Below are 26,492 nucleotides of genomic sequence, written 5' to 3'. Positions count from 1 at the left end.
TTTCTAACCTTCCCTCGATGCATCATACTTGAATTTACCCTACCACCTTTTTTAAAAAACTAATAGCAAATCCCTTAGCATAGAAAGAGTAATTCCATGTCTGAAGGGCGTTTGAATTTTAGTTTACTCTTTTATTCCTTTGAAGAAGGAATACTTGGGCGGGAGTAGCAACTACTTACCGCTTTAAGAACAAAGTGGCCGGTTGCCTAAAAAGTGTTGAAAAAGAGGTAATGTGTCTAACACGAGGATAAATGGGGTTAATTACCTTTTTTTACATCTTTTAATTCCATAATTCGCCATTATACTATTACTTTGTCACAAACACATGACGATTGTGACATTTTCATGTTTTCAAACGAATTCTAGTTTAATTTATGTATAATAAGAAGGTAAAATTTTTGGTAAGGAGGATACATAATTATGGAATGGGTATTAGCCATTTTGTTTGGTGCAGCTGTTTTGCTGCTCATTTTGTCGTTTATTAAATCGATGAAATCATCATCAAATTTTGAAAAACAAATGGATCAGCTTTCATATTCTTTAATGGATGATATACATCAGCTAGAACAGAAAATTAGGAATCTAGAGATAGATGCTGAAATCACTGCACAAGAGGCAGGTGTATTACCGGGGTCTTCAAAGGAGCGCCTCTTGTTACGCGACATGCTCGACTTACACAAGCGTGGGTACTCATTTGAAAGCATTGCAATGAAAAAACAATTGCCTAAGAATGAAGTAGACCATTTGCTTGCCCCTTACATAAGAGTAAAGGATGAAAGGAGCAAAGTTGCCAATGACGCATAAATCAATGCGCAGCTTTGCCGGAGGAATAATTGTCGCTGCAAGTATGTGTGGCGCGGTATACTATTTTGGTCCTAGCGAAGCAGATAGCGCAAAAGCAGTAGAAAAACCATCGATAGATGAGATGAAAAGTACATTAATTTCTGAAGGCTATGTTATCCATTCAAAAGAAGAATGGCAGAAGCAGGAAGCTGCCATTGAAGCAGCTAAAGATAGCGCAAAAGAAAAAACAGAAGAACAGACAAAAGAAAATGGGGAAGAAAAGACAGAAGAAAAATCAGAAGAAGTTAAAGAAAAAATTATATACCGAACGATGATATCCGTAACTCCAGGCATGACAAGTATTGATGTTGGTAAAGCTCTCGAGCGAGCAAACATCATAGATAGTGGGATGGAGTTTTTTAAAGAAGTTGAAAAGCAGGGATTGTCGAAAAATTTGCGTCCTGGTACATATGAAGTAGAGAGCGAGATGACGATGAAAGAAATAATATCGATCATCTTTAAATAACATTATGCCGAACGAAAAAAGCCATCAGTGGCTTTTTTTTAATACAAAAAAAGGGTGACAAGCACCCTAAGTTTTCTAAAAGTATATACCCAGTGCTACAACCACATTAAAGAAGTACATCTTCAAATTATATTAGACAACTATAAAACAAGTAAATTCTCAAGAAGCACGAAATCGTTCCATCACATTACTAAGATCTTTGGCTAAGTCATCTAAGAAATAAGCTTCCTTTGCTACTTCGTCAATAGAAGCGATTTGTTCCTCAGTGGAGGATGCAACCATTTCCGTACTTGTTGCAATTTGCTGAGAAATAGCCGTAATTTGCTCCATGCTTCCTACCATATCATGAGCTCTTTCACTTACGTCACGAGCTACATCAATTACTTCTTTTGCTTCCTGTAAAACTTTTTCTATGGCAAGCGCAATGTCATCAAAGGCTATTTCAGTCTTTCCTACCATATCCATCCCATTAGTTAATACTTCTGCTCCTCTTGTCATTGACTGCACCGCTTGTTCAGTCTCTACTAAAATCGTTTCTATAATATGCCGAATTTGAACCGCAGATTCAGCCGTTTTTTCCGCAAGCTTTCTCACTTCATTCGCGACTATTAGGAAACCTTTTCCATGTTCTCCCGCACGTGCAGCTTCGATGGTAGCATTCAAGGATAATAGATTTGTTTGATTGGCAATATCACTGATTAAGTTTACTATTTGATCGATTTGAGCCGATTTTTGCCCTAATGAATATATTTTTTCTGCTGCTTCATTTACAGCTTCATGACAATCTGTCATTTGATCTACCGTTCTACTAACTAACTGATTTCCACTTTTAGCTTTCTTATTTGCTTCATCAGCCGAAAATCCGACAGCACGAATTGAGGAATCAACACTTTGTATGCCGGCAGATATTTCAGACATGATTTCTGTACCGTGTATAGCTGATTGAACTTGTTGATCCATACCAACGGAAACTTCTCCAACTGCTGCTGCAATCTGTTCTGTAACATGCTTCGCATCTTGAGAAGCCGCTCGCAAGTTACCGGAAGTTGATGTTACGGAATGAGTACTCTTTTCTAGGTGACCTATTAACGTATTCAGACCTTCAATCATATGGTTAAAGCCAAAAAAGAGTGCTTCAATTTCTTTGGCATTAGATTTCTGCTGAATTTTTCCTTGGAAATCCCCTTTTGCAACATACTCCATTGACCGTTTTAATAATGAAATAGAGGTAAGCATTTTTCGAATGATTAAAAATACTAATACACTTGCTATAAAAATAGAAATCAGCGTCATACCAATTGTAATGTTTCGATACTCATAGACAGGCTGCAAATACTCACGATCGTAAAGAGCGATCACATATAACGAATCGTCCATTTCTACTTGATATGCTATAGAAATAGTCATTCCATCAATATGAAATATCCCTTGTTTTTGTTTATACATTTTCTTTATATCATCTACAGATAAAGTGGGGATACTACTTTTGAATCCATCAAATGGAGTGAGTTTCCCTTCTTTGGTAATTTGAAATTGCATTGGTTTTCCATTGCTTTTAGTAAATGAATTTGCATTTTGCTGAAGAGCATACGCCAGTTTCCGATCAAATTCTTTTTTGGTTGCAGTTGCTTTTAGCATTGTAATTTTTTCTGTTAAAACTTCTGCAGAGGACCGAAGCTGCTGTTCAACCGCATTAATCGTTAATTGCTTATTTTTTTCGTAACTGATATATGCGATGCTTATAGACGTTAATGAAATAACTAGAATGATAGGAAATACTAATAAGGTTTGTAAACTAAACTTCCAATGATGATTGATGATTTGCCATTTTTTCAATTAGTTCACTCGTTTCTTCACATGATTAAATTATTAGTTTTATGTAAAAGGACTTTATGCCTATTAATAATTAAAAACGATAATGTTTAATTTAATGTGAAGACAATGTAAAGTTTATGTGTAGAATGGTTATGACTCTTAACATCTATAACAATGAGAATGCGAGGAACAAAATATGAATTTAAACAATTTCACAAGTGTGATTAATAAAGCGATTATTGATTAAAACCTATCCCATTGGAAAAACAAATTCTGTTTAAAGTTAAAGGAAGCGATGACTACAAAATTGTTGTGAAACTGGAAAGGAATGGATAAATTATTCATTCAAATTGTAATTCCCTTTTCGGATTTTAGCAAAATTAAAAGGCATAAGTCCGGTTCAATACCGAACTCATACCTAATTAGCTGCATAAATTCCAGTGTCTATCTTTTTGGGTCTAGAACATACGGTGTGAGATGGCTTTCTTTCAATCTATTACAGTATTACGAACGATATATACCTAGCTTTCACGGACAATACCTTTCACAATTTAGCGAACATCTCCAATTTAACTACTTCCACTCCAGTTTCGGCAAAATATCCTTTTGCAACTCACACATTTCATCAATCATAGCACACGCTTGATAATAACTAGGAGCTTGTGGATCTAGCAGGATTGCTTGTAATAATTTTGTCTTAGATTGTTCTACAAATGCTTCAAGTAAAAGTTTATGAATTGTTCCTTGAATATGGATGGTTCCAATAATTGCTGTAGGCAGCTCCACAGACATTGGTACAAATTTAATCCCTTGTCCATTTACAATGGCTTGGGTTTCTACGACCATATCATCTGGAAGTCCTTTGATAGCACCATTGTTTTGCATATTGACTGAGTTTAATTGAATTTCTTCGTCGAAAAAGATTGCCTCAATAATGGGAATCGCATATTCATTACTTTTATGAACTTTGTCTTTATCAAATTTAAACGTTTCCTCAATCCACTCTTCTTCGGTCATATCATCTGAAAATAGACCTTTATCCAACGTATGGCCGCTCGCACAATAAATAAAATCCGGTACTCTTGAATCTTTTTCCCATAGCTCTTCTCTTATTGGATCATAACGATACTGCAACGATAACCCCGCGTAAAAATCCCCTGCATACGAAACGTACTCACCAATATGGTTTGTACCAGGATAAGGGTAGTAGCCGTACGTACGATACATCGTTCTAGAAAGACCAATATGATCAAATTGCGCTAAACGATCTGCTTTCTTTTCTTTTTCATCAAATAAAGGATACAAATCTTCCCCTGTTTTTTTATTCCATATTTTTGTAAAGAAACCGAAGTGATTTAAGCCTCCACCTTCTACTCCAATGTCTTCTCTATCCATTTCTAAAAACTGTGAAATCTGATCAATTCCCATGTCCAATCCATGGCAAAGACCGACTATTTTAATGGACGTTAATTTTGAAATGGCTTCAACTAACTTCGCCTCTGGGTTTGTAAAATTAATCATCCAAGCATCCGGACACACTTTTTCCATCGTTCTAGCAATCTCTAGCATAGGACCAAGATTGCGCAAAGTATGGAACATGGATCCTGGTCCGCCATTTTCCCCGTAAATTTGCTTACTTCCATAACGGCGAGGAATATGAAAATCTTGAGACCAGTAAAAGTATCTATTTACTTCAATTGCGACGATAACAAAATTAGCATTTGTGAGTGCTTCTTCTAGTTTCGTAGTTTGGGTGATTTTCGCTGGATGCGAGAATGCTGAAAACATTTCAGTAGCATATTTGTATGTTCTGTTTAGGTTCTCTTCCACAATATCCATTAGGGCTATTTCAAGATCCACCTGATTTTTCAAACGATCTGATAAAACCATGTCTTGCAGTGCTCCTAAAGCAAAAGATAAACTCCCTGCTCCAACAAGTGTTACTTTCATTTTTTTCATCTTTATCTAGCCCCTTTTTTAATATACTTTGCTGCATCTGCATCCAAGTAAAAATCAATATGGTCGTATCCAAGCAGCTCTTGCGCAGGTAATTTTGCTTCTTGATTCTCAATAATTTCTTTTACAATTTCAGCTTTATGCTCACCTGTAATGGCCACGACTACCCTTTTACTATTGATAATTTGCTTTAATCCGAGTGTGATGCCTTCCTCTAGATGTGTTGGTTGGTCGAAGTATTTTTGCGCAACTGTCTTCGTTGTTTCTGATAATTTTACAATGGAACTATTATTTAGTACTGGACTGCCTGGTTCATTCAATCCGATATGACCATTCATTCCCAAACCCATTAAACTAAACGTTATCGGATTATTTTCTATAAAATGATCAATTCTAGCACATTCCTCCTGAAGGTTTTGGGAGGTTCCGTCGAAAAATTCAATTTGATCCTTTTCTAGCTGTAGTAATGAAAATAAATCCTTGTTTAGCATTTGGTAGCAGCTTCCTTCAGAATCTCGACTAATTCCCACCCATTCATCAAGACTGACAATTTTAAGATTCTTTTTTTCTTCACCTACGTTTTTCGCAAACTGTTCATAACTTTTTTGCGGTGTGCTACCGGAAGCTAAGCAAAAAACAGGATTTTCATTTTCGATTAAATAGTGGTTCATTTCTTCTGCAATTTTATTAGCGACTGCTTCTGCACTTTCAAATATTTTTATCATCATGTCAACTCCCTGAAATTACTTTTTGAATCTCCTGTTGGAGAATTAGTATTGCCGCTCCAAGTGCCGCTGAATGCTCTAAATGACTAAGTGAAATATTCGGTGTCCATTCTGTATATTGTTCAACGTATTTTTTAGTACTTTTTAATATAGCATCTGGAAATAAATCGATCGTCTTTCCGCCAATAATGATTTCATGGATATCCAGGATACTGATTATGCTTGTGATTGTTAATGCGAGATTTTTTGAAATATAATCGACACGAGTTTGAATATCTTCTTTTTCGAAAAGATTTTTGATTCCGATTTTACTTTCTAGCCATCCTACAGACGAAGGATTTTTCCTGTAATCCGGATCAAAGCACATATATTCTAATTCCCCAGCGCTAGAATTAATTCCTCTATGCAGCTTTTTGTTAATAATAATACCGGCTCCAATCCCATCCCCCAAAGTGATATGTACCAAATCCGTTAAAGATGAACCATGATTCTCTAAATTTCTAAACTCAGCAACTGTTGAGGCGTTTACATCGTTTTCAAGAATAATAGGCAAATTGCTTTTTAGATTCCCCATAATATCCTCGTAAAGAAAATCTTGTTCCTTATATTCTTTTGTCTTCATTCTTATTGTCTTTTTTCGAGTATTGATTGCGCCATCTACACCAATCCCGATTCCTAAAACGATGCTGTTCGTTTTGGATGCTTTCGCTTTCATCTGATTAATGACTTTTTCAAATACCATCGTAAAATCTTCGCGATAAAATGGAATTTCTGTTTCCAGCGAATACGAATTAATCACTTGGCTATGTAAATTTACAAGTACAGCCGTTATTTTATTGCCGATAATTTGAATGCCAATTGTGACATAACTGTTTTCAACAAATCGATAAACTGTCCGTTTTCTTCCAAGGCCACCTGATCCTTCACGACTTTCGCCAGTAGCTTTTAGGATTCCGACGGATTCAAAAAAATTAACGATTTTACTTACAGTCACAAAACTAATCGCTGTCTTTTCAGTAATCTCCACTTTTGCCAGTTCTGGATGTTGCAAAAGAATATCAAATATAATCTTTCGATTTTCGTCTTTTATATCGTTCGGTAAGTACGATTTCATTACTTGTGCCCCTTTAATACTAAACTATATTAATTAATAAAGTTAAATAATTAGTTATTTAAAAATCATTATATACTTACTAGTACGGGTGTCAATAAAATCTATATTGATTGCTTGAAAATAACTTTATATTTTAATCTTTAATTCAGAGGAAATGATTTCACCATTCCACACTTTTCGTAATGAATAATAGTAACTTGGATTTGTTACATATGCGTCCAGGATTCACGAGGTACCTTATATTCATCGGAAATCTGTACCTTATTCTCGACGTAATCCTTTTAAAACTCAAGTTCATCGAGAATTAACACCTTATTCTCGACGTAATCCTATTAAAACTCAATTCATCGAGAATAAACACCTTATTCTCGACGTAATCCTTTTAAAACTCAAATTCATCGAGAATTAACACCTTATTCTCGACGTAATCCTTTTAAAACTCAAATTCGTCGAGAATTAACACCTTATTCACGACGTAATCCTTTTAAAACTCAAATTCGTCGAGAATTAACACCTTATTCTCGACGTAATCCTATTAAAATTTCAGTTCGTCGGGAATCCGCACTTTATTTACAACGAACCCCTTATAAAAAAAGATTTCATCGTGGATCGACCAATGTACTATTTCACGATGAAATCTAATTATATGTAATTCCGTATCTAATAAAAGCCTCATTTTGCTAGAACGCTCCACCTATCTACTTTTATCTGCCATATATACTAACTTTCCCGCCTTGTAAGTTTGAACCACATTCACACGACTTTCTTCCAAGCTAAAAACAACCAAGTCAGCTATCGCGCCCTTGCTCAGCCCCTCCAAAGTAGAGAGTCCCATAAAAACTGAAGGTCTAACTGAAGCCATTTCCCAGGCTTCCTGTAAAGTCGCAATACCACTTTTAACAAGATGTCCGATTCCGTCTTTTAACATTTGTGCAGAGCCAGCCAACATCTTTGGATTTTCCTTTAAATGCAATTTACCTTCTGGCGTTAATACAACTTCGCCGCCAATATGCGTTTGATAAGGTCCAGGTGCCATACCACTCAAATATACAGCATCGCTTACCAACATCGCACGGGGATCTTTCACTTTCATCGCAACTTTCAAAAATGATTCTGGAAGATGAAAGCCATCTGCAATCAGACATGCCCACAATTCATCCTGTGCTAATTGTTCCCATATATAATTCGGATGACGGGGAAGCATTAAGTGTGCTCCGTTTCCAAGATGCGTTGACATTTTAGCACCAGCGGCAACGGCATTCCGTATTTGTTCTGGGGTCGCCGCTGTGTGCCCAATTGAAACAACCACTCCGTTTTCTACACATTTCTTAATAAATTCAATCGACTCCGGCCATTCAGGTGAAATCGTAATTATTTTAATTCTCCCACCAGCGGCTTCTTGCCATCTTTGAAAAAGCTCCCAATCAGGCGCCTTCACAAATTCCTTCCCATGCGCTCCTCTTGGACCATCTTCAGGTGAAATGAACGGGCCTTCAATATGAATACCGGGAATACATTTATTAATAAAATGATCCTTTTCGCAAACTTCAGCAATCATTGCTACGGCCTTTTCAATTACCTCATCGCTATTCGTGATTACGGTCGGGTAAAAAGAAGTAACCCCTTCCTGCCAGACTGCTCCCGTAATTTCATTAACAAGGTCTTCTGGTATCGGCAGCGTATTAAAGTCATAACCTTTATATCCATTAATTTGTAAGTCGACCAGTCCCGGGGCAATGTAATAAGGAGAATCATGTTTTTCCTTAGTGATATTGCAAATTTTTTCTCCATCAATCGTAACAGAAATTGATTCCCCAGTTCCAAAGTGAACTCCTTTTATCGTCGTCATCATTTACTATATGATTCCTTATCCAAATAAAGGATGCAGCTGGGATGGCGACGTAAAATAGTAGCAGGATTATCTGTAGATAATGGACCTTCCAATACTCCTCTAACTGCTTGCCTTTTGGTTGGGCCAGGAACAATACAAAATAAATGTTTCCCTGACATTAAGGCAGGAATTGTTAAAGTAATCGCGTGAGTTGGTACGTCTTCAATTGTTGCAAAACATCCATCATTCACTTGTTGTTGCCTACAAACATCATCCAACTCAACCACTTTTATTAATTCAGGATCATTAAAATCAGCCACAGGCGGATCGTTAAAGGCGAGATGTCCGTTCTCTCCAATCCCTAAACAGACAATATCAATTTCCTCTTCTTTAATAAGATTTCCATAACGTAAAAGTTCCTCAGCAACATCCTGTGAGCTGTCCATATAATGAACAATCCCCGGTTTTACTTCATCGAAAAGCTTCTCCTTCAAAAAGACTCCAAAACTTTGCGGGGCGCCCGCCTCAAGCCCAATGTATTCATCCATATGAAATGCAACTATACGACTCCAATCAATCTCCGAATCTTTCTTCAACGTTTCAAAAAGTTCGTTTTGAGAAGGTGCTGCTGCAAAAATCATTCGAATCGTATCTTGTTCTTCCAAAAGTTCTTTTATCTTAGCAGAAACCTGTGTTGCTGCTGCTTTTCCTAAATCCTCACGCGTCTCATATACCTGCACAACCAAATGATCAACTCGTTCTACAGTTATACTCATTTTTCACACTCGACTCCCCATATTTTTTGTAGGCCTTCCAATGTCATTTGCGTGCCTTCTTTTGCCGTTCCACCTTCAGGAATGTAGTGAGTTTCAATTGTAAAAAGCCCCTCGTATCCATCATTTATCAGGGCTTGAAGCTGATCGAAAAAAGGTACACTTCCTTCACCAATTGGAACACATCTTGATTGTCCTTTCTCGTCAACGAAAGCATCTTTCAAGTGAACATGACCAATAAGCCCACGTACTTCTTCATAGCCTTCCGGAAAAGCGGGACGTCCTCCGTATTGTTCATTTCCAGGATCCCACAAAACCTTCAAGGAAGGCGAATCAACTTGCCGAACGACATGCGCTACTTCAGATGCATAGCCGCCATTACATGAATTTTCGTTTTCTAATAATAATAAAACACCATTTTCTTCTGCTATTTTCGCAGCTTTCTTTAAATGCTCAATAATGTCCGCATTGTATAAGGAAGGATTTTCTTCTCTCCAAAAGGAAAAGATTCGAATTTTATCAGACTTTAATTTTTTACAGATTTCTATGACTCTTTCAAGTTTTAAAAAGTGATTTTCAACACTTTCTTCTATTTGCCCGAACGTATCTCCAGAAGCAACAGGTCTCGAAGGATCGAGTGCACATTTGAACAGTGGGGAAGCGATGCCCGAAACGAATAAGTCCCTTTTTTCAACTTCAAAAAGTAATTGTTCTAATTCTTTATCGGAAAAATCCGCTATATTTTTCCCATCGACCATCCGAATCTCCACATGTTTCATTCTATTCCTCTCGGCCCAGTCAAAAGCCTCCGTTATGTTTTGCGATACCTCGTCCGTCAACACCCCTAATCGATCAAATATCAATGTATTCACTCCAGTCTATAGTTTCACAGTTTTTCCCGTTTCACCACTTTCGCCTGCCGCCTCTAAAAACCTCGTAATCTCTAATGTTTCTAAGTGGTTAATTGGTGATTTACCTGTTTTAAAAAATTGGATAATCTCTTCCAAAAGTGTTGCATAAAAAGGTGTTTTATCAGCATTCACATCGACAAATTGCGTACCTTTTTCCCTATGAATCAATGCACCAAACGAATTATTTCCTTTTCGATTTCCGCGCACGGTACCAATCCTGCCATCCTTCCATTCTCCGACAATTAAATCATGGTCATCGTTTTTCGTAACCTTTACTTTCTCGCACCCAGGACCAAACACTTTGTAAAGCATTTCTACCGTATGTACTCCATACCAGAACAATCCGTGTGTTGGTTCCATCGCCAATGGTCCATAGCAATCTACACCGAAAATTGCACCGCTTTCATTATTTTCAATGCCTGCCGTTAACCCTTCCGAATATCTAAGCGAGGAACTACTCATAACAGGAGTCCCAAATTCCTCAGTTAATTGAAAAATTTTCTTTGCATCTTCCGTCGTTGTAGCAATTGGCTTATCAATAAATGTTGGCTTTCCAAACGATGCAATTTTACGAAATTGCTCAAGATGAACACGGCCATCAACGGATTCTAGCAATATCGCATCGCTTTGTTCCGCAACTTCTTCAGGAGACTGAACAATCCTGATGCCAAAATCATTACGCATCTCCTCCGTAAACCCTTCCACACGAGTGTAACTAAATTCCATATCTTTAGATCCGCCCGGAAATGCTACAACAACTTCTCCTCCTGGAACATGATGTTCATGTTGCTTGCCATTGAGAAGCTTTGTAAAAGCTATCACGTGTGAGGTGTCTAATCCTATCATTCCAATTTTAATGTTACTCAAGAGAATCAGCTCCTACTTTTACTTCTTTTCCTGTTCTCGAGGATTCATAGATTGCTAGAATTAAATCAACTGCTTTGCGCGCTTCCTCACCTGGTACAAGAGGTTCTCGATTGTCAGTAACAGCCTGAATCATATCTTCGACAAAAACAAAATGTCCTTCATCCGAAATTGCCTTAGGATCGCTGCCTCCACCTTCTACATTTTCAACTTGCGGAATCTCGTTATCACCATCAAGGAATGTCCATTGTTGAAAACCACTATCTGAAAAAATGATCGAACCATTTTCCCCATGGATTTCAAATCTAGTTTCCTGCCCAGGGTAAACAGAAGTGGTCCCTTGAATGACTCCGAATGCTCCATTTTTATATTTGACCGCAATTACCGCAGTATCTTCTACTTCAATATCTCTAACTAACGGAGCAGTATAGGCAAATACAGAGTCGACATCTCCAACCATCCATTGGATCAGGTCTATCCCATGTACTCCTTGATTCATCAGAGCACCGCCCCCATCCAATTCCCAAGTCCCTCTCCATCCAGCACTCGCATAATATTCAGGACTTCGATAATATTTTAAATACGCGTCACCTAGTACAAGCTTCCCTAACTTACCTTCTTGAATCGCTTTACGCGTAATGACCGCAGCATCTAACGTTCTTCTTTGAAAAACACACCCCAATTTCACATTATGTTCCCTGCATGCCTTAATCATCGCAGTCATTTTTTCACTTGTGATATCTAAAGGCTTTTCACAAAGGACATGGATTCCCGCCTTTGCCCCCGCAATGGTCACCTCGGAATGAAGTCCGCTTGGCACACAAACGGAAACAATATCAATCTCTTCTTCCCTAAACATTTTCTCATAATCGGTATACGTTTTAGAAACTGAAAATTCCTCAGCAAGACTATCCGCCTTTTCTTTTCCCGTATCACAGATAGCAACTAATTCAGCCTTTTCATTAGCTGTTATTGCCTTCGCGTGAAACGGAGCAATCACACCAGCACCTACAATTGCGAACTTCATTTTGTCTGACATATGGTACACTCCCTCTAAGAATAAATTAAAACGCCTTCATTTTAGTTGAAAAACTATCCTCTTATATAGAAATTCTATGTTAAATACTAATATCCTTTAATAATCACATAAAAGAAAAATGTACCCAATCTAAAAATATAGGTACATTTTTTTCAGCAAGTAAATCATATTAGTTTAAACCTATGAAAAATTCCATTTAATTTTGTAAGATCAGCTGAATTTATTTACCGCATTTTCCATTGAACTGCAAATTGTTTGTAAAAGTAGGAGGCTGACCCAAATACCATGTAATTCTCCATTTTCCACTTATTCACCCATTCCAGCTGAACGCACCTTTTTAACGTTAAAATAAACTAAGCCAGCGATGCCCATAAAAGTAGAAGCGGCCATAAGAAAATATAGAGTTGAGCCTCCATAAGTATCAAACACAAATCCACCTGCGAAGTTACCAATAATTCCCGTCACACCAAACACAATGATCATGAAAGCCATATGACCGGTTGCCTGCATTTCTACCGGAAGCCGTTTATACAAATACTCAATCGCTCCCATAAATAAAATCACATAGCAAACTCCGTGCAAGGATTGGACGATGAGGAGGATGAACGGATTGGAAATAAAGCCAATGACGATCCAACGTCCCATATATAGAAATCCAGCAAGGATGATATAGTGAATTGGTTTTTGGGGACGGAACCAAAGAGTCGCTGTTAAAAACATAATCGCTTCACTCGATACACCAATAAACCACAGCCAACCCACAAGTGTCTCATCTCCACCAATATCAAATAAATACAAGCTGATAAAGCTGTCATTCATACGATGGGTTAAGGTAATAAACGAAACAACAAAGAAAAAAAGCAATAAAGTCGGGTTTTTGAAAAAGGCTCCCATCTTCTTAAAGTCCATTTTTTCTGTTCCTGTTTTTGCATCTTTCAACCGCAAGCTTAACAAAAATAACAAAATCCCTATGAATATCATTGGATAAGCAAGGTATTGAATTCCTATTTTTGCAAATAAGAATCCGCTTATAAGGGAAATTAAGGCAAATCCGATGGCAGCCCATGAACGTATGGAGCCAAAAGACACCCCGTTCTGGTCTGCAAGCCGTTTTGTTAAGTTTTCTGATAAGGGAAAAATGGCATTATAAAAAAGAAAAAAGAACGAGCCCGCAACAAAAATCCAGCCAATATGAGATAGCTGAAATATCCACACGAGACCAAGAATACTTCCGAGAACAACCACGATCACAATCTTTTTAACCGTTTTGTATTTATCGCTAATCAGTCCCCAAAATGGCTGTCCAATAAGACCGGCAAATGTACCAAGCGCCAAAAACATTCCAATTTCAGAAGTAGTTAATCCCAAATTCTTAAAATAAAGCGGTAAATAGCTGATTACAAAGGTATTCATCGACCCAACTAAAAATAAAAATCCTTTTAAATTCCAAAATAACGGTTTTTGATTCATATGTACGCTTCCTTTTCTATGATGTTCCCGTTGGTGAGGACACTCCTAATAATACGGACTAACCAATCCAAAAAAGACCCTTTTCCAAGCAAAAGAGAATGAATCCGCTTCAATTAAAGTTTTAATCTATTAATCACGTTGAAATGGCGATGTCCTTAAATCGACAAAGAAAAGGCTGAGACTCACCTTTTCGATTCAGCTATTTTCCATCTTCGCTTACGATTTAAATTTATTATTTTTCCTCTTTACTAAAAAGTGCCAACATCATAAATATTACACCGAATGTTCGAAATAGGCTATTTTATAAATAACTTTTTTATACTCAAATGGCTTCGTTAGAGGAAACGATTCACTCTAATCTTGTACTTTTTTTTCAACTTATTGTTCCTCAGAAAAGGTGGTGAAGAAACGTCATTTATTACGGTATGGAACTTTAAGGACATCTAGACAACATTACACAAAAATTTTTAATCTTTATGTATGATAGATATATAATAAAAAAGACCGAGAGAAAACTTGGTCGGAGTAGAAACTACTTGCAGCTTCAAGATTTGCTGGCCAGTTGGCTATAGAGTTTTAACAAAAGAAGTAACGGCCTGACTCTGGTGAGAGCGGTGGGCAGTTACTTCTTTTTTCTATTGGTGACTAGTGCAATCATAGCTACACTTTCGCTAAAGGTGAAGCCAGAAAAATGCCAAATTGAAATAGCATGTTCATTGCTTCATATGTCACCCTATCAAACACCAACTTTTCACATAGCCTGTTTTAGCTTCAACCTATCTCCTGTATCCAGACTCTCATCTGTCCCGGCTCACGGTTATCCCACGCATAGTAAGGAACTGCAGTAAATGTAAAAGGAGAAACATTAGGTTTCACAGGTCTATAGAGTTTGCTATCCCAATCATTATCCTCCATTACCTTTCCTTTACCACTAATTTTAACAACTCCATCAAGTAGCTCAGGAACGAATTCTTCAACAAAACCACTATCTCTACATACGCTAATTTTTTGAAGGGATTCGATATTGTCAGTGGATTCTAAGCAATAGACAACCGGTCCTTTTTGGATTGCAATGTGATTAATATTTTGGCGTACTTTTGGATTGGAATAAAAACGTTGAGCTGGCATGGCTAAAATGAGCTTTACTGTATCATCACTTGACCATTCTTTTTCAATCGTCACATACCCTTTCACAAGCTTATCAGGAATTTCAACATTCTCTCCGTTTACTTCTAATAGCGCATCTTGACACCATTCCGGTATTCTCAGTTTAAGACCGAATTTCTGCGGTGTTTGTAATTCAAACGTAAAATTAATCTCTCCATCCCAAGGATAGTTCGTTTTCTGATGTAAAATAACTTCTTGACCTTGTATGTTAAATTTTCCGCTTCCTTCTACATACAAATGAGTCGCAATTTCATGTTCGTTCTGGGAATATATATATTCTCCTAATGAAGCTAACAATCTAGCAACGTTCGGAGGGCAGCATGCACACCCAAACCAATCTCTTCTATGCACATTCCCTAGGCTTGCCAAAGGATTTTCATAAAAAAACTTCTTCCCATCCAATGAAATTCCACTGATTACTCCATTATAAAGAGCACGTTCCAATGCATCTGCATACTTTCCATCGCAGTCAAGCTGCAACAAGCGATGATTCCAGAAAACAACTGCAACCGCTGCGCATGTTTCACCATATGCTGTTTCATTAGGTAAATCATAATCGAAAGTAAACCCTTCATTTGCACGAGTTGAGCCTATTCCACCTGTAATATACATATTTTTATTATGAAGGTTATCCCACAAGCGTTCGCTAGCCTGAAGCAGACTTTCATCTCCAAGCTCGCCAGCAAGATCAGCCATCGCAGAGTACATATATAATGCCCGCACCGCATGTCCAACCACTTTATCTTGTTCCCTCACCGGTTTATGAGATTGATTATAGGCATTCCTATCTTGATGACTATTCATAAAGGCATCAAAAAATCCTGGCTGTATTTTTTTCTCTAAATCAAAATAATGGGGCTGTTTTCCTCTTTCATCAATAAAATATTGGCTCAACCTCAAATACTTTTCATTATCTGTAACTCTATATAATTTCACTAAAGCTAATTCGATTTCCTGATGCCCACAATAACCTCTCTTTTTACCCTCTTCTAACCCAAATACAGTATCAATATAATCCGCGTACTTACATATAACATCAAATAATGTTCTCTTTCCCGTGGCTTTAAAATGAGCAATACCAGCTTCAATTAAGTGTCCCGCACAATATAATTCATGTGCATCACGTAAATCCGTCCATCTTTTCTCAGGTTCAACAACAGTAAAATAAACGTTCAAATATCCATCCGGCTGCTGAGCACCAGCAATTATTTCAATTACTTCATCTAATAAGGCGTCTAGTTCTTTGTCAGGATGTGTGGCTAAACTGTAACTAGCGGCCTCAATCCACTTTGCTACATCTGATTCCCAAAAAATATGAGGCACAGGCTCTACCCCTGGCTTCCAATCTAGTCGAAATGCATCAATTCTACCTGTCGTCTTACATTGTTGATATTGAAAAGGAATCGTCTGTTTGCGGTTAACCTCTATTTTTTTCGCCCAAAACGAATCATTAATTGCCACATCTGTAAAAGAAAGCGGTTTATATTTTATAAGTTGTTTTGTAATCATTCTATTTCCTCCCTACCTTTTATCATTTTCATCAATTCTTGTCTTGAATTCACCAATTAACATAAGAAGATCATCAAACCGAGCAAAGATCTAAACAATTTCCCGAAAAATTTCATCATTTCTAACTAGAATTTCATCATTTAACTAAAAAAGGCCATCCTTCTAATTGGTTTATTGTTTAGTTTCCTCGCATACTCTTAACCTTTTGTTCCCGTCAAAGCAATTCCTTCAATAAAATAGCGTTGCATAAAAAAGAATAAAACAATAATCGGAGCGACAATCGTTGCAGATGCCGCCATTAAATATCCCCATTGAGCATTGTACATTCCTTTAAAGGAAGCCAGTCCTAAAGCTAACGTGAACTTTGAGTCATCGTTCAAATATATTAACGGTCCCAAAAAGTCATTCCAAGCACCGATGAATGTAAATAAGGCAACTACAATAATCGCCGGTTTTGATAATGGAATGATGACGGTTACAAGGACCTTTAATGGAGAGGCACCATCTATATAAGCTGCTTCATCCAATTCCCTTGGGATCGTTCTAAAGAATTGTCGCAATAAGAAAATATTAAAAGCCCCACCACCAAACCACGCAGGAACCGTAAGTGGCAAAATTGTATTAACAGCTCCAAGAGCCTTCCACCCCATAAAAACAGGAATGAGCGTAACTGCATAAGGCAACATCATTGTACTAAGGACGCAAGCAAAAATGATGTCTCTACCTGGCCAACGCAATCGTGCGAAGCTATAAGCACTAACAGTACTAGAGATCAAAACTCCACTGACAGCAAAAAATTCAATCGTCATCGTGTTTAAAAAGTATTTATGAAACGGAACAATAGTCAGGGATTCAGAGTAATTACTCCACACAAAAGGTCTTGGAACCCATTCAGGCGGAAACGTAAAGATTTGAGCAGTTCCCATTAATGAACTTCTTAGCAACCAAGCAAAAGGAAACAGCATGATAATACTTCCCGCAATCAAAATGATATACACAAGGATTCGCCAAATAGAAATCTTCTTTTTTCTCCTCACCTTAATCATTTGAGGACTTGTTTTATTGCTAAGACTAACATTGGATTCACCATTCATCATTTGTCACCGCCTTCGTAATAAACCCAGCTTTTAGAGCTTTTAAATACGATTAAGGTTAGAACCATAATGATCAAAAAGAGAACCCAAGCAAGTGCACTTGCATAACCCATTTTCGTTTCCTGAAAAGCAGTTCTAAACAAATAATAAACATAGAATAAAGTAGAATTATTCGGCCCGCCATTTGTCATAATATAAGCTTCATTAAACACTTGTAATGTTCCTATTAAGGACATGATTAAATTAAAAAAGATGGTTGGCGTCATAGTAGGAATCGTCACATATAAAAGTTTATGAAACGCATTCCCACCATCAATATCAACAGCCTCGAACAAATGAGTAGGAATTCCTTGCAGCCCTGCAAGAAAAATCACTGCAGAATTTCCGATTCCCCAAGTACTCATTAGGATAAGGGAAGGAACAGCGGTCTTCTCATCATAAATCCATTGCAAACCAGGCATTCCCATCATTTTTAACATGGAATTAAACAATCCAAAATCAGGATTAAAAATCCATAACCATAACATCGTGCTTGCGATACTTGGCACAATAACGGGAAGGTAATAGATTGTCCGGAAAATAGATAGACCTTTTACTTTTTGATTGAGTAATAGAGACACTATAAAGGCTACTATTATAACAAGTGGAACACTACCCAATGAATAATAGAGAGTAGCACCAAGTGATTTTTTGAAAAGAGGATCCTCGGTAAACATTGTTTTATAGTTTTCTAAACCTATAAAAGTAAATTCTCCCCCTATTTTCCAGTCCGTAAGGCTAAAAAAAAGTGAAGCAACCATTGGTCCAAGTGTAAAAATGAAAAATCCTAATATAGCAGGCAACGCAAGAAGAATTCCCCATCTTCGTTCTGAAACATATAAACCTGATCTTTTGTTCTTCTTCACGTTCAAAAGCATTCCCTCCTTTTAAAGAGACAGGAAGAAAAGTATTCCTCCTGTCCTCATTTTTTATCGCTCATATAACCCTTGAAGTAATGGTTGAACCGATTTTTCAAGTTCATCTAAAGCATCTTTAGCTGACTTTTTGCCTAGCCATATTGGATCTAAGCCTGCTCCAATTGCAGGATCAATCTCTACGAAATTTTTCAAGCTATAAGATGGACCTGGTTCTATATTATTCATTGTGTAGTCAACGACCGCTTCTTTAAATTCCGGAGGGTGTACCTCATTATTTGTCCAGCTATCAATATATTCCTGTTCTGTATAGTATTTTTCTTCCAGCGGCATCCATAACCCTTTCGCAAATAGATCTACTTCTTCAGGATTATTGTGAAACAGATAAAACTTCATTGCTTCATCAGGATGCTTAGTATCTGCAAAAATAACAGTTGGAGCTCCGAATATAACCGATTTCGCTTCTTTATATTTTGGAAGGACCCCGATTCCATAATTCAATTTACTTTCTCCAAAATCAAGGATATTCCAATGACCATCTATCACCATAGCGACCTTTTTTGTTTGCAAAAGAACACTTGTTGCAGGCATGTTTTCTTTTTGCGTAGGGGTAGGAGCTACATGATATTTGTACATTAAATCTTGTAAGTTTTGGAATACTTCCACCGCTTCTGGACTGTTAAGAGTATACTTCGTTCCATCTTCGTTCGTGATTGCTCCTCCGTTGCTCAGTAAAAATGGATACCAACCAGCCCACCAAGTTGGGAAGGATATTCCATATTGTGCAATGTTTTTAGCATCAAAATCAGGACTAAGTGCATTTCTACCTTGATTATCAAGCGTTAACTTTTGTGCAGTTTCAACAAAGCTTGCCCAGTCCCAAGCATTTTGCGCATCGGCAGGAGGCAAATCAACACCTTGTTCTGCAAATAAATCTTTATTATAGAAAAGGCTCATAATTTCTCCGGCTGTATTCGTACCTATTGTTTTGCCTTTATCGAAGTAATAGAACGTTTCAGGGATACGATTTTTTAACTCATCATATTCCAACATATATTGAGTAACATCCATAACCTTGCCTTCTTCAGCCCATTTTAATGCTAAGCCTTCACCTAAATAGGCAACATCGGGCAAATCTCCTGAAGCCATTAAAGTATTTATTTTCGTACCATAATCATTAGGAACATGTTGTGCATCGATTTTAATATTTGGATTTTTTTCTTCAAAGGATTTTACCATCTTCTCTACTGCTTGCTTTTCAAACACACTTCCCCAATACATGAATTTTAACGTAACTTTTTCACCATCACTTTTTCCGTCACTATTCTTGGATGAATTGTCTGAGCTGCATGCTGTAATAAAAATACACAAAATTGAAGTGAGAATTAAAATCCATATTTTTTTTGGCATCGGTACACTTCCCCCTTAATATTTATTACAAACTTTGAGACTACAGACGTTCAAAATTCTTACAATGAAGAGACCACCTCCCTAATGCTTATTCGCCATCGTTGATTCTCTAACTATTAACTTGCAATCTACTTTTTTCTTTTGGCCAGAACCTCTTTGACCTTGTATATTCTCAAGCAATCGTTTGGCAGCCAATTTTCCCATCTTAAAAGTAGGCAATTCCACTGTCGTTAAAGCAGGTATTAATATAGAAGCGAAATTCGTATTATCAAAGCCTACCAACGAAAGTTCTTCTGGAATCCTAATTCCATGCTCTACACAATACCGTATGACACCCGCAGCCATACTATCATTCGCCGCAAAAATTGCAGTAGGTCTTTCATTTCCCTTTAAAATATCAGCGGCTAATGAATAACCCGACTCACTTGACCAATCGCCTGTTTTAATCCATCTTGGGAATATTTCAAGTCCTTCTCTTCGATGTGCTTCAATAAATCCATTTAACCGTTCAATTGAGGCGTTCCAATCGATCGGCCCATTAATAAAACCGATTTTATTATGTCGCAATGTGATTAAGTGCATCGTCGCATCAAATGCGCCTTGAAAATCATTCGGAATGACATAATCTTCAGCTAAATCTTGGGTATATCCATACACATACGTGTGAGGAATATCGGGCGTTTTCCACTGAATTTCTCTCACCCAAGAACTTGCATAGATCAAACCATCAATTTGTTTTGGGTTAAAAAGCTGAGTATAATCCCACTCACTTTCATATTCATATCTGATTTTAGAGATTAAGATTGAATAATTTTGCTGATGCAAATATTCCTCTATTCCACCAATCATTGAAGGTACAAAATCCATAAAATTATCTGTTAAAACACCGATTGTAAATGTCCGGTTCTGTTTCAAACTTTTTGCAATAAAATTGGGCTGAAAGTGATACTCATTAATTACTTTTTGAACTCTTGCTTTCGTTTTTAAGCTAACCGGTGCAGTTCCATTCAACACATGAGATACTGTAGAAGGAGCAACACCGGCAATCCTAGCTATATCCCTGATAGTGGTCAATGTTCAGTCCCTTTCACTTTTATATAAAACCGATTTCATAAAACCGGTTCAAATTAGTTGTTGATTATTTTCACCAACTCTTTTTTTAATTTCCTAAATAATCGTAAAAGCTACCTCAATCGCAATTTCATCAATTATTGAAAGATCCTCTACTACCGTAACACTGGAAATTCCCCAATCCTCAACCTTGCACATCCATAGGGAACAAGTTCGATTGTTTCGATTGGTGCATTCTCATAAGGCTTTGGATCTTTTGGAGGTGCTGCGGCTGAATTTTTCTTCATCATCCAGTTTGAAAGCAGCCTTCCTTTTGTCAGTAATCTTATTGGGGCGTGGTTTGTTGTAAAAGGTTGATGATGAATTTCTTCATTTTCCTCTACTTCGAACTCAACATCATTTATTAAGGCATAACGCCATGAAGAAGTGGGGTAAATCTCCCAATCGTGGAATCGTTTGCGTTCCTGAACACAAACCCACTGTTCACCTATCGGCAACACATATACGAGTGGTCCACGATTCACACTAACCGCATTGTTATTTCGATCCTCCAATTGAACTTGCATCGGAAGCATAATCTCAATGCGATCCCCAGGATTCCATTCTCTTTCAAGACGCGAATAACCCTTTTCCGTTTTAACCTGTTGCACATCCCCGTTCACTCGTATTTCCATTCCTGAACACCAACCCGGAACTCTGAACAGAAGCGGGAAGGTGGACTTTTCTTGAAGATTCACTTCAATATCCACTTCTTTGCGGAATGGGTAATTACTGTTAACGACAAGTTCAATATCCCTTCCATCAGCTACAGTCGCTTGTACAGAACACGGCGCATACGAAACAGCGGCTAGCCCACCATCTTGAGTCGCCATCCACAAGCTTGAAGTAAACTTCGGCCAGCCTTGGTGCATATTTGCGGTGCAACATCCAAAGTTCGGTTCCAACCCAAACATGTTTGCATCCGGACCATTGGACCATGGTCGTTTGGCTAAGTTGCAAATCACTTGATTTACTTGCTGATCATATTGATGAGAATCCCATTCTGGTGAGATTGTTGCGGGCAGTGCATTAAATGTAACTTTTTCTAAAATATCTCCGAACATCCCATCTCCTAAAATGCGAGTTAGGTTTTCCAAACTGAACATATACTCAACAACCGCACATAACTCGACACCCTGACTTGGATGGGTTCCTGATAACCATTCATCGCCTGAAAACATTCCTTGTGCTTGACCATGATAGGTCATTAAGCTTTGAATTCCTTTATAGACAGCTTCCTTATCGCTTTCATCCCCAGTTTGTCGATAAAAAACTGCTGGTGTTTTAATCCCCATCGCTACATTTACAACATGCGTCCGATGATTCCATTCCGTTTGTTTACGCCAATAAGGGAATTTATTAAAAATCTTATTCCATTCAATTGTTTGGTCTTGAACTATTTGCGCTAATTCGAGTAACTCAGAATCCCCCGTTCGCTCATATAGCCAATGAATCGATAATAATAAATCCGCTCCACGGGCTTCATGCCATTCCTTTAATGGATGATCCAAAAGAGCCGTTTTCAAATACAAAAAATACTTCAACATAAATGGAATGACTCTTTCATCTTTCGTTGCTTCTTCATACTGTGTTAGCACTTTCAACATAATAAAATCTTGCCACCAGTCATAGTCATCCATAATGTTATTTGCATTTTTTAAATATGAAGGGCCAAACGAACCATCTTCTTTCTGGCTAGCAAACGTCCATTCTATCCAAGGCTTCATCTTTTCTATCAATCTTTCATCCTCTAAAAGATAAGCTAATGGCAGGAGCCCATCTAAATAGTAGGGACCACGCTCCCAGCTGTCTCCATTCCCACCAAGCCAGCCATTGTTTTGTCCAACATCTTCCCAATGTTCATCTAAATGGCCAGTGAAACCATTAGCTTGGATTTCCAACTGATTTTTTAACCATCCGCTAGGCTTTACACTTCCAAGTGGCAACGACTGAAAAACGGTTTCTTTTAATCCTTGATACGTTGTATGACTCAAAATCCTCCCACCTTTATCTTCTTTTCTATGTACCGTGAGCCCATTATATTGCTATAATGGTAGAAAAATAATGCAAAATTCAAACAATTTTTTGCACAATCGTAACCTTCTAATGAGGAGAAAAGACAAAATGCTACAATTCAGTGCACCACCTTTACCAATCTTCTTGGCCGCCGGGGAAGATACATATACAATTGGTCAAACTCACCCAAACCGTAATAATATTGGAGTCTTTGATTTACTTGTGGTAACTAGAGGTTGTTTAATAATGGGGGAAAATGGAGAAAAATACCCTGTTGAAGAAAAACAAGCGCTGATATTATATCCTGATAGACATCATTATTCGTTTACACCATGCGAATCTGAAACACATTTTTACTGGATTCATTTTGTTATGTCAAAGGAATGGATTGACATCACTGAGGATTCATCTAGAAGAGGATATGACTTTACAAAATCAGAACATCGAAATGCTTTCTCAGAACAATCATTTTGGATCAGACTTCCAAAGCACGGAAAAATTCAAAACTGGAGTGCAGTTGACGTCTTATGCAGGCAATTACTATTAATAGAAGAAAATACAACCTACTCGTGGGAATGGAAAAGACAAATGCAATTTCAGCAGTTACTGCAAGAACTAGCTAATAAAAATCACTGGGCAAAGTCATCTCCAGCATTAGCCGTGGCAGAACAAGCCGCTTCTTTTTTAAGAAAAAATTTTGCCAAAAAAATAAACTATAAAGAGCTTGGAGAATCACTGAGCTACCATCCTAACTATATTGCGAGATGCATGATAAACACATTAGGATACAGCCCAGTGGATTACATAAACCAAGTTCGATGCGACCATGCAAAAATACTTCTCGTCTCCACAAATTGGAGCATCGAAAAAATCGCGGAAAACTGCGGCTTTCAACAAACTGCGTATTTCAGCCGCTTTTTTAAAAAGAAAGAAGGAATGAGCCCGAATCAGTTTCGGAAGCAGTATGAAGGGCATTAAATTGTAAGCGACTAAGGCGTTTTCAATATTCTTCAAACTGTCTTTTCATCTTTTCTCCTAATTGTTCCAAGCAGGAACGTTTCAAAGTCTTAGCGAATTATTAGTTAAGACCTATTGTTGAGGTGATTAGGTGCTCAAGACAGAAGCTGATTTTTTGAAAAAGTACATTGCTAATGCTCAAGTTGATGTATTGGTCGCTAACCGTACAAAAGTGCCAGTTTCTTGGGGCGAAACGAATTTCACCCCAGAGTTCAATAAATTTTATTACATTCAATCTGGCACTGGCTTTGTAAAAGTTGGTGAGCAAATATATTACCCACGCTCTGGTGAGCTATATTTATTACCTGCTGGGTTAGAGCAATCATATGGAATATTAACGGATGATACATTTGATAAATTCTGGTGTCATTTCTTAGCCAAGGTAGGAGATACACACTTATTTGATTTAGTTAATGCTCCTCTTTTTATTAAAGTAGAAGAATCAACTAAGCTACAAAAGCAATTTGGACAGCTTATTAAACATTTGGAGAAAAACTCATTATCATCCTTATTTTATGTTCAATCAATTATATTGGAAATGATCGCATTCATGTTAGAGGGACATGACCAAGTAAAATCCCAACCTTTTTCTAACCCCTCTTTTGAAAATATTGAAGAAGCTAACCAATATGCAGAAAGACAATTATCTGAGAATATTTCAATCGAAGATTTGGCTACTGTTGCTGGCTTCCATCCAAATTATTTCATACAACTCTTCAAACAATTTACGGGTACCTCTCCGATTCGATTTCTTAATCAAAGACGGATGGAAAAAGCTCGCAATTTACTTACAACTACTAATCAAACTATTTCAGCTATCGCCGATTCAGTAGGGATGGAAGTATCTTACTTTTCACGGATGTTTCGTGAACAATTCGGTTTCACGCCATCACAATATCGAGACATGATGACCAAAAGGAACAGGCATATATAACCTGTTCCTTTTGGTATTTTAAATTAAAACGTACTTGCTGGGTTCGTTATTGGACACCATCTTGAAGTAAGCAAGAAATCTATTAGAATTTTTTTTGCTGCGTCAGTATTAATATAGTTTAGTGCCTCCACTGCATGGCCTCTTACATAACGATTTTCATCTTCCAGGGCTAAAGCTAAATGTGAAACAGCTGCATCTGCTTCTGAACCAAATCGGCAAAGGGCCAGTCCAGCAGTAAATCTTGTTTGAACATCTTCATTTTTTAGTCCTTGAATCAATGCTGCCACTGCAATTTCTGTAGGCTTTTGAATCATACTAATTGCATCGATGGCTGTGTTGCGAACAAATGAAGATGGGTGGTCCACCAATTCATTTAGCTGTGGCATCGCTGATGAGGCGAGTCCCCTTAATTCTCCAAGGGCAAAGGCAGCGTAGGCGATTACTTGAACCTGATCACTTTCAAGTGCTTCCAATAGTGCCGGGACCGCTTTTTCTCCTGCAACAGACAGTCCGTAAGCCGCCAGTCGAGAAATTTTTGGCTCATCTGAATGCAAAGCTTTTACCAAAGCCGTGATTCCATCCTCTCCCGAAGCCGCTAATTGATAGGTTGCATTAATGGCGTCTGGTTCATGTTCTCCCATCATCGTTTCGGAAAGTTTCTCGATATTAACGTTTTGTTGCGTATCAGCCAAACTTCCAATTTTTCCAGATAGCCAATTCCATGTTTCTTCCCACATTTCTTCATGCTGAAAAAGTAAGTCATTCGCTGATTCAGGTGTTACCCAGTTTGTATTTTCGTTATTCCAGCTTGGAGCAATTGGAGCTTCAGTTCTCATGAACTCAAACTTTAACATATATCGTGGCTGTCCAAGCGTATTGGCTGTAGCTCTATGCCAAATATCGTAATGGATTAAGATAAATGTGCCAGCTTCGCCGCTAGCAAGCGCTTCTTTTTCCATTTCATCTTCTTTAAAAACTCTCGTCTCATAGTTTTGCGTTCCTGGCATCACACCAGTTGGACCCAATTCGACCGGCGTATCTTGAGGAAAATACATAATCATCGCCCACCACGGATGATGATTTCGCATTCTGTTATAACCCCAATAACTATCTTTGTGCCATCCGCCAGGTTGAGGAGAGGCATTAAAATGACCGTGGCGATGAGTATGCATCAAATAATTTGAGCCAAGGACGCTTTGTAGAGCACCATGTACAGCGGGATGATTAAATACCTTCTGTAACTCTGGTACCCGTGGCAATAAGTTATTACCTGGATTCCCTTCTTTTTCATATACATGATTCAATTTCTCCATAAGCTGTTCATGAAACTCTGGTGAAAAATCAGTTTTTAAAATAAGATACCCTTTCGTAATAAATTCGCGCATCTGTTCGTCCGTCAATAAAGTAGCTTGTTGCATCACCATTTTCATCCTCCTCCTAGTTATGAATTAAAAACTTCATACATTTCCAATTATATGTAGTTCAAATATTATTAATATAGACGATATTAAGGT

At 37.6% G+C, this 26,492-nt stretch carries 21 protein-coding genes; 4 read left to right on the top strand and 17 right to left on the bottom strand.

Going from position 1 to position 26,492, the window contains the following annotated elements; translation table 11 throughout:
• Nucleotides 1-420 precede the first annotated feature (420 nt).
• Entirely contained in the window at nucleotides 421-804 is a 384-nt protein-coding gene (locus MT489_RS08240) for a hypothetical protein (protein WP_244681056.1), read from the top strand.
• Nucleotides 794-1,309 (top strand): endolytic transglycosylase MltG, encoded by a 516-nt coding sequence (locus MT489_RS08235; RefSeq protein WP_244681055.1) that lies wholly within the window; start codon nucleotides 794-796, stop codon nucleotides 1,307-1,309. The genes MT489_RS08240 and MT489_RS08235 overlap by 11 nt, the downstream gene beginning before the upstream one ends.
• A gap of 159 nt (nucleotides 1,310-1,468) precedes the next feature.
• Here the strand turns inward: MT489_RS08235 and MT489_RS08230 are convergent, their stop codons facing one another.
• The 16 genes from MT489_RS08230 to MT489_RS08155 form a co-directional block, all read right to left on the bottom strand.
• The gene (locus MT489_RS08230) at nucleotides 1,469-3,145 is read right to left on the bottom strand and encodes a methyl-accepting chemotaxis protein (protein ID WP_244681054.1); all 1,677 of its coding nucleotides are present in this window, start codon (nucleotides 3,143-3,145) and stop codon (nucleotides 1,469-1,471) included.
• A gap of 552 nt (nucleotides 3,146-3,697) precedes the next feature.
• Nucleotides 3,698-5,083 carry a family 4 glycosyl hydrolase gene (locus MT489_RS08225; RefSeq protein ID WP_244681053.1) on the bottom strand — a complete coding sequence of 462 codons (1,386 nt, stop codon included), beginning with the start codon at nucleotides 5,081-5,083 and terminating at the stop codon, nucleotides 3,698-3,700.
• Between the two features lie 2 nt (nucleotides 5,084-5,085).
• On the bottom strand, nucleotides 5,086-5,805 hold the full coding sequence (locus MT489_RS08220) for a 6-phosphogluconolactonase (RefSeq protein ID WP_244681052.1): 720 nt from the start codon (nucleotides 5,803-5,805) through the stop codon (nucleotides 5,086-5,088).
• A 4-nt stretch (nucleotides 5,806-5,809) separates the two neighbouring features.
• Nucleotides 5,810-6,919 (bottom strand): ROK family protein, encoded by a 1,110-nt coding sequence (locus MT489_RS08215; protein ID WP_244681051.1) that lies wholly within the window; start codon nucleotides 6,917-6,919, stop codon nucleotides 5,810-5,812.
• A gap of 694 nt (nucleotides 6,920-7,613) precedes the next feature.
• On the bottom strand, nucleotides 7,614-8,771 hold the full coding sequence (locus MT489_RS08210; protein WP_307416235.1) for an N-acetylglucosamine-6-phosphate deacetylase: 1,158 nt from the start codon (nucleotides 8,769-8,771) through the stop codon (nucleotides 7,614-7,616).
• A complete protein-coding gene (locus tag MT489_RS08205; RefSeq protein WP_244681050.1) occupies nucleotides 8,768-9,526 on the bottom strand; it encodes a glucosamine-6-phosphate deaminase in 759 nt (252 codons plus the stop codon). The genes MT489_RS08210 and MT489_RS08205 overlap by 4 nt, the downstream gene beginning before the upstream one ends.
• On the bottom strand, nucleotides 9,523-10,365 hold the full coding sequence (locus MT489_RS08200) for a sugar phosphate isomerase/epimerase family protein (RefSeq protein WP_342345942.1): 843 nt from the start codon (nucleotides 10,363-10,365) through the stop codon (nucleotides 9,523-9,525). Before MT489_RS08200 ends, MT489_RS08205 begins: the two co-directional genes overlap by 4 nt.
• A gap of 36 nt (nucleotides 10,366-10,401) precedes the next feature.
• Nucleotides 10,402-11,301 carry a Gfo/Idh/MocA family protein gene (locus MT489_RS08195; RefSeq protein WP_280518550.1) on the bottom strand — a complete coding sequence of 300 codons (900 nt, stop codon included), beginning with the start codon at nucleotides 11,299-11,301 and terminating at the stop codon, nucleotides 10,402-10,404.
• Complete coding sequence (locus tag MT489_RS08190; RefSeq protein WP_244681048.1) at nucleotides 11,294-12,337, bottom strand: Gfo/Idh/MocA family protein; 1,044 nt, start codon at nucleotides 12,335-12,337, stop codon at nucleotides 11,294-11,296. The genes MT489_RS08195 and MT489_RS08190 overlap by 8 nt, the downstream gene beginning before the upstream one ends.
• Nucleotides 12,338-12,643: 306 nt before the next feature.
• The gene (locus MT489_RS08185) at nucleotides 12,644-13,807 is read right to left on the bottom strand and encodes an MFS transporter (protein ID WP_244681047.1); all 1,164 of its coding nucleotides are present in this window, start codon (nucleotides 13,805-13,807) and stop codon (nucleotides 12,644-12,646) included.
• A gap of 771 nt (nucleotides 13,808-14,578) precedes the next feature.
• Entirely contained in the window at nucleotides 14,579-16,483 is a 1,905-nt protein-coding gene (locus tag MT489_RS08180; protein WP_244681046.1) for a glycoside hydrolase family 127 protein, read from the bottom strand.
• 197 nt (nucleotides 16,484-16,680) lie between these two features.
• Entirely contained in the window at nucleotides 16,681-17,529 is an 849-nt protein-coding gene (locus tag MT489_RS08175) for a carbohydrate ABC transporter permease (RefSeq protein ID WP_244681128.1), read from the bottom strand.
• A 47-nt stretch (nucleotides 17,530-17,576) separates the two neighbouring features.
• Entirely contained in the window at nucleotides 17,577-18,494 is a 918-nt protein-coding gene (locus tag MT489_RS08170; RefSeq protein ID WP_370876424.1) for a carbohydrate ABC transporter permease, read from the bottom strand.
• 51 nt (nucleotides 18,495-18,545) lie between these two features.
• On the bottom strand, nucleotides 18,546-19,901 hold the full coding sequence (locus tag MT489_RS08165) for an ABC transporter substrate-binding protein (RefSeq protein WP_244681045.1): 1,356 nt from the start codon (nucleotides 19,899-19,901) through the stop codon (nucleotides 18,546-18,548).
• An 81-nt stretch (nucleotides 19,902-19,982) separates the two neighbouring features.
• The gene (locus tag MT489_RS08160; protein ID WP_244681044.1) at nucleotides 19,983-20,975 is read right to left on the bottom strand and encodes a LacI family DNA-binding transcriptional regulator; all 993 of its coding nucleotides are present in this window, start codon (nucleotides 20,973-20,975) and stop codon (nucleotides 19,983-19,985) included.
• A gap of 152 nt (nucleotides 20,976-21,127) precedes the next feature.
• On the bottom strand, nucleotides 21,128-23,005 hold the full coding sequence (locus tag MT489_RS08155; protein WP_244681043.1) for a beta-L-arabinofuranosidase domain-containing protein: 1,878 nt from the start codon (nucleotides 23,003-23,005) through the stop codon (nucleotides 21,128-21,130).
• A gap of 130 nt (nucleotides 23,006-23,135) precedes the next feature.
• On the opposite strand from MT489_RS08155, the gene MT489_RS08150 reads away from it, so the two are divergent.
• Nucleotides 23,136-24,005: a helix-turn-helix domain-containing protein gene (locus MT489_RS08150; RefSeq protein ID WP_244681042.1), complete on the top strand. Its 870-nt coding sequence runs from the start codon at nucleotides 23,136-23,138 to the stop codon at nucleotides 24,003-24,005.
• A gap of 130 nt (nucleotides 24,006-24,135) precedes the next feature.
• Nucleotides 24,136-24,978, top strand: a complete 843-nt coding sequence (locus MT489_RS08145; RefSeq protein ID WP_244681041.1) for an AraC family transcriptional regulator — start codon at nucleotides 24,136-24,138, stop codon at nucleotides 24,976-24,978.
• Nucleotides 24,979-25,001: 23 nt separating this feature from the next.
• On the opposite strand, the gene MT489_RS08140 is transcribed toward MT489_RS08145, so the two are convergent.
• Nucleotides 25,002-26,402, bottom strand: coding sequence for a HEAT repeat domain-containing protein (locus MT489_RS08140; protein WP_244681040.1), 1,401 nt, complete (start codon nucleotides 26,400-26,402; stop codon nucleotides 25,002-25,004).
• Nucleotides 26,403-26,492: the final 90 nt, after the last annotated feature.

Origin of the sequence: Lederbergia wuyishanensis, assembly GCF_022900255.1 — a bacterium.
GTDB lineage: Bacteria > Bacillota > Bacilli > Bacillales > Bacillaceae_C > Lederbergia > Lederbergia wuyishanensis.
The sequence above is the reverse complement of the archived record's forward strand: the minus strand, read 5'-3'. Positions and strand labels throughout refer to the sequence as shown.